Raw genomic sequence first — 10,050 nt, 5'->3', positions numbered from 1 at the left:
TTACAGGTTAAGCACCAACCGTTGTTACCAAACATACAAGCAATTGTGTGTGGGAGTACGAAGATGAAAATTTACGCTCTTAACCTGTTCTTAAAAAATTGAATATCAATGCTTAACTAAATTATATACAGATGAAAACAGGTATCGCGCAAGGGATGCGTGCGGGAACTTCTGGCTATTCGGGGCAAATAATATAACCAGCCGCTGGGGAAATGACCTGTGGTACTTTAATGTAACTACAGAACAGTGGACGTGGCTAAGCGGAGATGACAACACCGTACCGCCTGCACCAGCAGTATTTGGCGCAATTACAGTTTCAAATCCGGCCAATAAACCAGGAGGAAGATACGGAGGAACAATGTGGGCGGATAATTCCGGGAACCTATGGGTCTTTGCGGGAATGGGATCAAGCTTTAGCAGTTGGAATGATCTGTGGCGCTATGTGCCGCCGCGTTCATTTTCACAATCGCAGATCAATGCCACCGCTTGCAGTCCCTGCAATGGAAGTGCAACTATTAACTTCTCCTGCGCCCTTGGCAATTACAGTTATGTATGGAGCAATGGAAGTGCTACATTAAACACAACAAACAATAGCAACACTATTTCCGGCCTTTGTCCCGGAACTTATACTGTTACCGCAACAAGCAGCTGTGATCAATCGCAAACAGCAACATTTGTGATAACCGGAACAAGCTGTAATCCCTGCACATTAACAGGCCAATTCATCAAAGGTGCTGCAAATTGTTCAAGCTGCGGCTGCAAACAATGGATTATGGTAAATGCTACAGGAGGAACAAGCCCTTATATTTACACCTGGTCGGATGGATATACCAACAGGTATAACAATGCATTGTGCCCGGGTACTTATAATATAAACATTAAAGACAAAAATGGATGTAGTGTGAATATGAACCTCACCGTACCATGAAAATACCGCTGATTATGATTTCTTCCATTTAATGGAACAACCTATAGCCTTTGTCATACCTGGGTTAACAGACTTGCCAGCGAGAATATTATCTATAGCACTTTCAACATATTTTTCTTTCACCCCTGCTTCATCATCTGAATTGTCATCGATCGCACCAATGTACTTAACCACGTATTCCGATTTTTCTTTTTGCAGGATAAACACATGTGGTGTTTTAGTAGCTCCGTAAGCTTTAGCCGTTAGCTGGGTTTCGTCAAACAGGTAAGGGAATGCGTACTTCTTTTCAACAGCAAGCTTCTGCATGTTCTCAAAACTGTCCTCAGCTACAACTGCCGGATCATTCGGACTGATGGCGATCAGCGGAAACCCTTTGCTTTTGTACTTACTATCCAGGGCCATAATACGGCTCTCATACTTTTTTGCAAACGGGCAATGATTGCATGTAAATACCACTATTATTCCTTTAGCATCTTTATAATCAGCCAATGACACCATCTTACTATCGATATTCTTCAATTTAAAATCGATGACTTTGTCGCCTATCTTATAACCGTCGGTGGTGGTAAATGATGCAAGTATAATTGCTGAAGCAATGAGAACTGTTGTTATTTTTTTCATTTGTTTAGGGGGTATTTGTTTTTAATTGAGTGATTGAATCAATTTCTGTTTGTGTAAATTCTCCTTCTTTAAAAAACATCTTTTGTCCGTTCTTATACATCACAGTGGCGGGAATGGAGCCGCTCCATGTGCTGTCCACTTTATCTATCCACACATTCGGGTTCCCGGCATTAAGCAGCAGAACCTCCTGTTTTATCTTTTTATTTATCGTAAATGTCTCAACAATCTTTAATTCCTTCAACGAGTTAAGACTCACAAACAAGAACTTTACTTTTTTACCTGAAAATTTTTCAGCTGCTGACTGAAAATAGGGTAACTCCTGTATGCAGGGCTTGCACCAGGTTGCCCAAAAATTTATAACATACAGACTATCGTTATCTTTCTTTATCGTCTGATTTTTCAATTGTTCCATATTAACCACACTTACCCTATTTTCGGCAAGCGTAAATGATAACAAAAACACTACCCATATCAATTGTATCCTTAACAGCATAACTCTTATAAAGTTATAATATATATTGTTGTTGAAAAACATGCTTCTTGCCCGGCCAAAGCTATTTTATATAGCATTGACAACAAATATGTTACACTTAGATTTGTCAGAAAAAAGCATACCAAAACTTATCCATTCAGATCACTCAATTCGGACAAATCGTCTAACTTTACTAATGACACCTATAATTCATATACTATTATATCATGCAAAAAAAAGCACTCTTACTATCGCTGCTTGTAGTATTCGTCGGACACTCAGACAAATTGTCCGCCAATAAAATAACAGCAACTCCCGGGAATTACACAACCTATATATCAGGTCTGCAACCCGGCGACACACTGTTTTTAACAGCCGGAAATTATACTAACGGCCTTACCTTAAACAATATTAACGGTACAGCTTTAACGCCCATTGTTATTATGGGCACAGCGGACGGATACACTTCTGTACTGCAGGGCCGCTCCTGCTGCAATACGGTTAGTATTACAAAATGTTCTTACCTGGTGGTCCGAGACTTTAAAATTGATGGTTTGAATTTAGCGGTTGACGCTGTAAAGGCCGAAGGAACAAAAGGAAATTGGGCGCACCATATTACTCTTGAGAATAATTATATTATTAACCACGGCAACAACCAGCAAATTGTCGGCATAAGTACCAAATGCAGTGCATGGAACTGGATTATAAGGGGTAACACCATTGTTGGAGCGGGTACCGGCCTGTATCTTGGCAACTCAACCGGTGAAGCTCCATTTGTTGCAGGGCTTATCGAAAACAACCTTGTTATGAACACTGTTGGCTATAATATGGAAATAAAACACCAGCTTGATACTGTACGGGATAATTTTGCTGGCACGGCAAATGATAATCAAACTACCATCATCCGCTACAATGTGTGGAGTAAGGCGAGCAATGCCTCAACAGGAGCCAATGCCCGCCCTGTTGTATTACTCGGAGCTTTTCCAGGAACAGGTTTCGGCACCAATGATCATTATGAGGTTTACGGCAATTTTTTTTACGAGAACCCTGTCGAGGCCCTTATACAGGTGACCGGAAACACAGCACTATACAGCAATATATTTGTCAACCACCAGGATCCCGGCACAAGAACCGTTTACATCACCAGTCATAATGGGTTCAGCCCAAGAAATATAAATGTGTTTCATAATACAGTTTTGTCTAATACCTCAACCGGAGGAATTCGCTTATACAACCCTAACACCAGCTTTAACCAATATTGTTATGCAAATGCGGTACTTAGCAAAGCAACACCGGTGAGCGGCTTCACTAATGCGGTTAATGATGTAACAGATACTTATGCTAATGCCGGAAATTATATCAACTCGGCGTCTACCACACTTTCCTCACTCGACCTATATCCGAAGAGCGGACAATTACAAGGCACTGCCACAAGCAGTACATTATTCCAGAGTTTTACCGATTGGGATAAGGATTTTAACCGCACGATTTATAACTGGACTTATCGCGGCGCCTACTCCGGCTCGGGCACAAATCCAGGCTGGCATTTGCAAATGGCAATTATGACTACCGGCGGAACTGTTACAGGTATAAATAACAATTCAGCAATAAATGATTTTTTAGGAATGGTCTACCCAAATCCGGTCAATAATAGTTTTGACCTTGATCTGGATCTTGAAGAAAATTCAAACATTAAAATACTAATTACAAACCCGGAGGGACAAATCCTTAAAATGGTACGCGCAGGAGAGATGCCGTCCGGTAAAAATAAAATAACTGTCAATACACAAGAACTTGCTTCCGGATTCTATTTACTCAGCGCCCAATTCAAAGACAGAGTCATCACAAGAAAATTTTTAATTTCAAAGTAAAATATCTTTATTCAGGATAGAAAAGTATTCAACAGAATGGCGGATTATATTGCACAAATAGAGGACCGTATCAACAAAATAAAAAACCTCCCCGACAGCATCCAAAAAGTCGAGCAGATGTTTCATTTGTGCCGGTTTTATATTGAAGTTGATATGGAAAAATGCATCGCCTTGCTTTCAAAAGCAGTGGAAATAGCAAATCGCATCAATTATAAACCCGGAGAAGGCTATAAGGCCATGTACGCAGGATTTCACCTGTGGACACAGTCACAATTCAACGAATCGCTCGCCAAAGGAAAAGTAGCGATCAAAATATTTGAAGATGCCGATTGTAAAGGAGGTCTTTCAGAAGCATTGAGCTTTAGTGCCTATATCCATTGGGACATGGGTAATTATGATATCGCCTTTGAGTATGGCCTTAAATCATTAAAGCTTGCCGAAGCTGCAAAAAGCGAATTGGGAACCGGCTGGGCCCATCATGCATTAGGTGTTTTTTATTCAAACCTGAAAGATCATTCAGAAGCACTGGCTCATTTTAAAAAAGCACTTTCAAGTTTCGAATCTGTAACGGAAGAAGAAGTTTACGGAAGGGCAAGGGTTCAAAGTGCAATGGCCACAGTATATATTCAACTTGGAAATCTGGACGAAGCAATCGGACTTATTAACAATACACTTGAGACGTATGAAAACCTGGGACAAAAAACCGGCTGCGGAAGAGCGCTTAATGACCTCGGCGTAATTTATAAAACTAAAGGGGATCTCAGGCTGGCCGAAAAATATCTGTCACGCAGTCTTGAAATACGGATATTAGTTAATCATAAGCAGGGAATTATCACAACAAATACCGAATTAGGGGAGTTATATCTCAAAGAAAAAAAATACCCGCTTGCCCTTGAAAAACTGGAGCAAGCATGTATCATTGCCGAAGAGCTGAATGTAAAGCCAAAACTTACCCGTATACATAAGCTCATCGGCGAAGTATATAAACAATCCAATGAACCCAGGAAAGCCATTGAGCATATCGAATTATCCTTTAAAATAAAAGGTGAAGTTTCCGGCGAAGAAGCCAACAATCGCTTAAAAAATCTTCAAACACAGTTTGCGACTGAGCGATCTGAGCGTGAAGCTGAGATCCATCGCCTGAGACATGTAGAGCTTAAAAAAGTATATGATGAGATCGAACAAAAAAACAAGGACATAACGGACAGCATTAATTATGCGCGCCGCATTCAAACCGCGATCTTACCCAAACAAAATTCACTCGATAAATTTCTTCCCGAGCACTTTATATTGTATAAACCCAAAGACATTGTCAGCGGTGATTTTTATTGGGCAGCTGAAAAGAATGGTAAAAAATTTGTTGCTGCGGTCGATTGCACAGGTCATGGTGTCCCGGGTGCTTTCATGAGCATCATCGGCATGGCATTGTTAAACGAAATTGTAGTGGAACGTGGTATTCCAAAGCCTTCAGAAATTTTAAATCAGTTGCGTGAAGGTGTTATTAAATACCTGCAGCAAACAGGAGCGGATGAAGAAAATAAAGACGGCATGGATATTGCTCTTCTTGCATTTGGCGCGGAGAATGGAAGATGGAAGATAGAATACGCAGGCGCGAATAATCCCCTTTGGATAATTCGCAACGCAAATTCAGAAGCTGAATTCACTGAGATAAAAGCAAGCAAACAACCTATCGGAGTTCATATCGGAACTGCACAATCATTCATTAATAATGACATCGAAGTTAATCCGGGTGATCGACTTTATATTTTTACAGATGGTTATGCCGACCAGTTTGGAGGCCCCCATGGAAAGAAATTTAAATACAAGCAGCTTCAACAATTGCTTATGGATTCATCCAAAAGATCATGCGGACAGCAAAAGGAAATTTTGAATTCTACCTTCGACAATTGGAAGGGTAAACTGGAACAGGTCGACGATGTTCTTATTATTGGAATACGATTTTAAAAATGAGAGCTGCTATACTTATTGTTTTTTTATTCATTTGCCATATTGGAATCTCACAGGGCAATTGGGCGCTTGGAGCAGGCGGAATTTATAATTTTCAAAGCAACGGAATAGCTGCTGAACTCCGGGCATTTATACCGGTTACGGAACGCATCGCAGTTTCACCGCAGATACACTATTTTTTTCCTTTCAATGATATTCACGAATATTACGCCGGACTGGCCCTTCAATATTCACTTTTCCCTAACCGTATCTGGACCATCTATCCGCTCGCGGCCGTTTATTATAACCGCTGGCAAAATTCAGATGACTTTACAGGAAGTGTTGCCAAAACCAATAATATTTCTGAAAAGGCAGGGATCGGCATTATGAAAAATACTGGCTGCTTAAGACCTTACCTGGAACAACGCTACGACTTTAAATGGAAAGAGTTTAATCTGCACCTTGGTATTTTATTCTATTTTGGCGATTGCTATACCAGGTCACCCGATAGGTGCCCTGCTTATCAATAACAGGCAGATTATTATCTACGCAGATCGAATCTTAACAAATCATAACCATCATAAAAATCAGCGTTCTATATTTTTTTGCTTAACTTTAATACGCCCCAATTAAATAGCAGAAATCTTGTAATAAATCCAGACAAAAACATAATTACCATGACTAACACATCTTCAAGATTCACAACTTTTCTAAACCCGGGCATTCTGACTAACATTGTCAGGATTGCTTTTTTACTGGGCATCATTATTTTTTCTTCCTGCGCCAAGAAACGGGCAGATACAAAAACAGGACCGGATTATGCTTCTCCGGCTTCATTTTATAATCAATACAAACAACCTGAGCAGACCTTCACTGTTGATACTCCCGGCACAGCACCTATTATCGGGAAAGAAGGAACCATACTTTCGGGTGATGCCAGCATTTTTATGTATCCGAATGGACAAAGCATTACTTACCCGTTTACGCTTAAACTGATTGAAGTGTATACTATAAAAGACATGATCCTTTCCAACCTCCCTCCTATTGCCGGAGGAAAAATAACTGAAACAGGCGGAGAAATAAGAATACGCGCATTCAAAGGCACAACAGAACTTGTGTTGAAGCCGGGAAAAAAATATTCAATGTTATTGGATACCAGCAGCACCGCTCTTCTTAGTGCAATGAGTGTTTTTTATGGTTTCACAAATGGCAGCCTCAATGATTGGACCAGCAATGTTGCCAATCTTGATGCATCTATTAACCCAGACCTCCTCTCCGCGGTAACCAACACTGCTGCTCCTGCTTATGCAATGGACATTGCCCGCATGGGCTGGGTAAATTGTGCGAGGCTTTTCAGCAGTGCAGCTCCTACCACAACCATCTCATTTACCTCCCAGGGAACCAACACTCAAAATATTGATGTATTTCTCGTTTTCAAAGACATTCACAGCATGATGCAGGTATATAACCTCACATCACAGCCAATTCCTGTCGGAACAAAATTAACAGTGGTGGCCATCAGTAAAGATGTTAACCAAAACAACTCAATGGCCTACCAGGCGCAGGACATTACTGTTACCAGCGGCATGCAGGTTACGCTTAACCTCGCATCTATTACCGACGCGAATTTGCTGGGGCAGTTGGTGGGGTATAAGTAATTGTCTTTAGACAAGTTAATGACATGAAAATAAATTTCATTATACTTGGAATGGCCTTTTGATTCTATTAATCCGCTGGTGGGACACTTTCTTAAAAATCTTCCATCTCAACAAAATAAAATCAATGACAATCCCAGCCCGAAGAACATCCGCCCCATCCTAAACATAGTCATTTTCTAATAGAAATCGATATTTTTCGATTAGTAATCTAATATTATCCGATATTTTTCGATTGGTAATTGAAAAAGCGCTATATTTGCAGTAGTATGAATCGTGCAAAAATACTTACATCATTAATACAGCACCTGCCTGATAAAAGGCATAGCATACTTATTGGAGCCCGGCAAGTTGGCAAAACCACCGTTGTAAAGCAATTGACGGAACACCTTAAAAAGAAAAATAAGAAAGTATATTACCTCACTTTTGAAGACCCTGAAATTTTAGGAGAAGTTAATTCACATCCCGAGAAAATATTCAATTATACATTTCACCCGGAAGATTTAAAACCTGCCGAGCGGATGTATGTAATTATTGATGAAGTACAATACGCCGCAAATGCCATAAACCTGCTGAAATTTTTATACGACAAGTATGAGAGCAAGGTAAAAATTGTGGCCACCGGCAGCAGCGCGTTTTATATCAACCGCGATTTTAAAGATTCGCTTGCCGGCAGAAAAAAAATATTTGAATTATATACCCTATCCTTCACCGAATTTTTACATTTTAAAAATGCCGGCGATCTGATAAAGGAATACGCGTTGATGCAAAAGCGCGTAACGTACAGATCATTAAAAGAAAAACAAATACGCCTGCTTTTTGATGAGTATTTAAACTATGGCGGCTACCCGGCTGTTGTTCTCGAAAATGGCCTGAATAATAAAAAGGAGCTATTGGCTGAATTGGTAAACAGCTATATGAAAAAAGATGTGCTGGAAGCGGATGTAAGGGAAGAATTAAAATTTTTCAACCTGGCGAAAATACTGGCCAAGCAAACCGGGAGTCTCGTAAATCAACATGAATTATCCAATACATTAAAAACAGCCGTTGGTACAATTGAAAACTACTTGTATTTATTACGTAAATGTTTTCATATTCATTTGCTTCCACCCAAATACAGCAACATTAGAAAAGAATTGACAAAAATGCCAAAAATATATTTTCACGACCTCGGAATGAGAAATTATTTATGTAATACGTTCGGGAAAGTTGATCAACGGCCTGACAAAGGTGAATTAACTGAGAATTACACTTTCATTCGTTTGCGGGATATTTATGGCCCGGATGCTTTAAGATTTTGGCGCACCGCAGACGGTAATGAAGTAGATTTTATAATTGAAGAGCATTTAGATAGCGGAAAAGCCTATGAAGTGAAATTTTCCGAAACGGAATTTAAAGCAAGCAAGTACAAGAAATTTAAAGAAGGTTATCCCGGTTTTAATTTAAAACCATTGGTTTATCAAACAGAGACCCGCAAAGCAATGGATTTATTACTATTGTAATCACCGCTGTTCCCCATTGATCCCCTTCAGCACTTCCGACCCGGGACAAAGCACTTCTTTAGTAAGTGCGTTCAGTGGTTTATCACTTGTCTGGAGCAAATGGTGCAGGTCAACGGAATCAGGTTTAATATATAAAAGACCGGTAAGAATTTCACTCTTTGCCTTCGCGTTCAAAACAGCATTAATCGCTGATTGCCTATCGAGCGGATCCCAATCCTGTGCAAGCTTACGCAATTGAATAGATGAACCATCGTGCATTTTAACTTTCTTAGATGTTCCTTCATCATAATTTGCGGTAATCTCGGCCATTTCAGGAACAAAATCTATTGTAGCGGTTGCGTCCACATGCTCGCGTACATAATCGTATGATTTTGTTGATCCAACATTGTTGTTAAAAGTAACGCAGGGAGATATCACATTAATAAATGCAAACCCGGGGTGTTTCATAGCCGCTTTGAGCAATGGAACCAACTGAGCTTTATCTCCCGAAAAACTTTGCGCGACAAAAGTGGCACCAAGTTCAATAGCTAAACTCGCCAGGTCAATCGACTCAAATAAGTTAACCGAACCTGATTTATTTTTAGATCCTGCGTCCGCTGTAGCCGAATCCTGGCCTTTAGTAAGACCATAACAACCATTATTCATCACCACATAAACCATATTCAGGTTGCGGCGTATAACGTGCACAAATTGCCCCATACCTATTGAGGCTGTATCGCCATCACCGGACACACCAAAATAAATAAGATCACGGTTTGCGAGATTGGCACCTGTAGCCACCGAAGGCATTCGACCGTGTACAGAATTAAATCCATGAGAATTACTGAGAAAGTAGGCAGGAGTTTTTGAAGAACAACCAATGCCAGAAAGCTTAGCCAAACGATGCGGCTCAATATTCATTTCATAACAGGCCTGCACCACACCCGCACTTATGGAATCGTGTCCGCAACCAGCACACAGCGTTGAAAGCGAACCTTCATAGTAATCAATGGTATACCCTAATTTATTTTTTGGTAACTCAGGGTGACGAAATTTCGGACGAACGTATGTCATA

At 40.3% G+C, this 10,050-nt stretch carries 9 protein-coding genes; 6 read left to right on the top strand and 3 right to left on the bottom strand.

The window, feature by feature from the left end; all coding sequences use genetic code 11:
- The first annotated feature begins 358 nt into the window (after positions 1-358).
- Positions 359-928 carry a hypothetical protein gene (locus tag HYU69_14430; protein MBI2271538.1) on the top strand — a complete coding sequence of 190 codons (570 nt, stop codon included), beginning with the start codon at positions 359-361 and terminating at the stop codon, positions 926-928.
- Between the two features lie 12 nt (positions 929-940).
- Here the strand turns inward: HYU69_14430 and HYU69_14425 are convergent, their stop codons facing one another.
- Both HYU69_14425 and HYU69_14420 read right to left on the bottom strand, forming a co-directional pair.
- Positions 941-1,549, bottom strand: a complete 609-nt coding sequence (locus HYU69_14425) for a thioredoxin family protein (protein ID MBI2271537.1) — start codon at positions 1,547-1,549, stop codon at positions 941-943.
- A gap of 4 nt (positions 1,550-1,553) precedes the next feature.
- A complete protein-coding gene (locus HYU69_14420; protein ID MBI2271536.1) occupies positions 1,554-2,042 on the bottom strand; it encodes a TlpA family protein disulfide reductase in 489 nt (162 codons plus the stop codon).
- Positions 2,043-2,248: 206 nt separating this feature from the next.
- Here HYU69_14420 and HYU69_14415 point away from each other — a divergent pair, with 206 nt between their 5' ends.
- From HYU69_14415 to HYU69_14395, 5 genes are all read left to right on the top strand, one after another.
- On the top strand, positions 2,249-3,892 hold the full coding sequence (locus HYU69_14415) for a T9SS type A sorting domain-containing protein (protein ID MBI2271535.1): 1,644 nt from the start codon (positions 2,249-2,251) through the stop codon (positions 3,890-3,892).
- Between the two features lie 36 nt (positions 3,893-3,928).
- A complete protein-coding gene (locus HYU69_14410) occupies positions 3,929-5,857 on the top strand; it encodes a tetratricopeptide repeat protein (GenBank protein ID MBI2271534.1) in 1,929 nt (642 codons plus the stop codon).
- A 2-nt stretch (positions 5,858-5,859) separates the two neighbouring features.
- The gene (locus HYU69_14405; GenBank protein MBI2271533.1) at positions 5,860-6,369 is read left to right on the top strand and encodes a hypothetical protein; all 510 of its coding nucleotides are present in this window, start codon (positions 5,860-5,862) and stop codon (positions 6,367-6,369) included.
- Positions 6,370-6,516: 147 nt separating this feature from the next.
- Positions 6,517-7,497 carry a hypothetical protein gene (locus HYU69_14400; GenBank protein MBI2271532.1) on the top strand — a complete coding sequence of 327 codons (981 nt, stop codon included), beginning with the start codon at positions 6,517-6,519 and terminating at the stop codon, positions 7,495-7,497.
- A 266-nt stretch (positions 7,498-7,763) separates the two neighbouring features.
- Positions 7,764-8,996, top strand: a complete 1,233-nt coding sequence (locus HYU69_14395; protein ID MBI2271531.1) for an ATP-binding protein — start codon at positions 7,764-7,766, stop codon at positions 8,994-8,996.
- Here the strand turns inward: HYU69_14395 and HYU69_14390 are convergent, their stop codons facing one another.
- The gene (locus tag HYU69_14390) at positions 8,997-10,049 is read right to left on the bottom strand and encodes a 2-oxoacid:ferredoxin oxidoreductase subunit beta (protein MBI2271530.1); all 1,053 of its coding nucleotides are present in this window, start codon (positions 10,047-10,049) and stop codon (positions 8,997-8,999) included.
- Position 10,050: the final 1 nt, after the last annotated feature.

The sequence above is a fragment of the Bacteroidota bacterium genome (assembly GCA_016183775.1).
Classification (GTDB): Bacteria; Bacteroidota; Bacteroidia; order JABDFU01; family JABDFU01; genus JABDFU01.
The sequence above is the reverse complement of the archived record's forward strand: the minus strand, read 5'-3'. Positions and strand labels throughout refer to the sequence as shown.

What these genes read in the sequence shown, in the direction of transcription:
- HYU69_14410 (MBI2271534.1), top strand. Translation starts at nt 3,929, where the DNA reads ATGGCGGATTATATTGCACAAATAGAGGACCGTATCAACAAAATAAAA.
- HYU69_14405 (MBI2271533.1), top strand. Translation starts at nt 5,860, where the DNA reads ATGAGAGCTGCTATACTTATTGTTTTTTTATTCATTTGCCATATTGGA.
- HYU69_14395 (MBI2271531.1), top strand. Translation starts at nt 7,764, where the DNA reads ATGAATCGTGCAAAAATACTTACATCATTAATACAGCACCTGCCTGAT.
- HYU69_14420 (MBI2271536.1), bottom strand. Translation starts at nt 2,042, where the DNA reads ATGCTGTTAAGGATACAATTGATATGGGTAGTGTTTTTGTTATCATTT.
- HYU69_14425 (MBI2271537.1), bottom strand. Translation starts at nt 1,549, where the DNA reads ATGAAAAAAATAACAACAGTTCTCATTGCTTCAGCAATTATACTTGCA.
- HYU69_14400 (MBI2271532.1), top strand. Translation starts at nt 6,517, where the DNA reads ATGACTAACACATCTTCAAGATTCACAACTTTTCTAAACCCGGGCATT.
- HYU69_14430 (MBI2271538.1), top strand. Translation starts at nt 359, where the DNA reads ATGTGGGCGGATAATTCCGGGAACCTATGGGTCTTTGCGGGAATGGGA.
- HYU69_14390 (MBI2271530.1), bottom strand. Translation starts at nt 10,049, where the DNA reads ATGACATACGTTCGTCCGAAATTTCGTCACCCTGAGTTACCAAAAAAT.
- HYU69_14415 (MBI2271535.1), top strand. Translation starts at nt 2,249, where the DNA reads ATGCAAAAAAAAGCACTCTTACTATCGCTGCTTGTAGTATTCGTCGGA.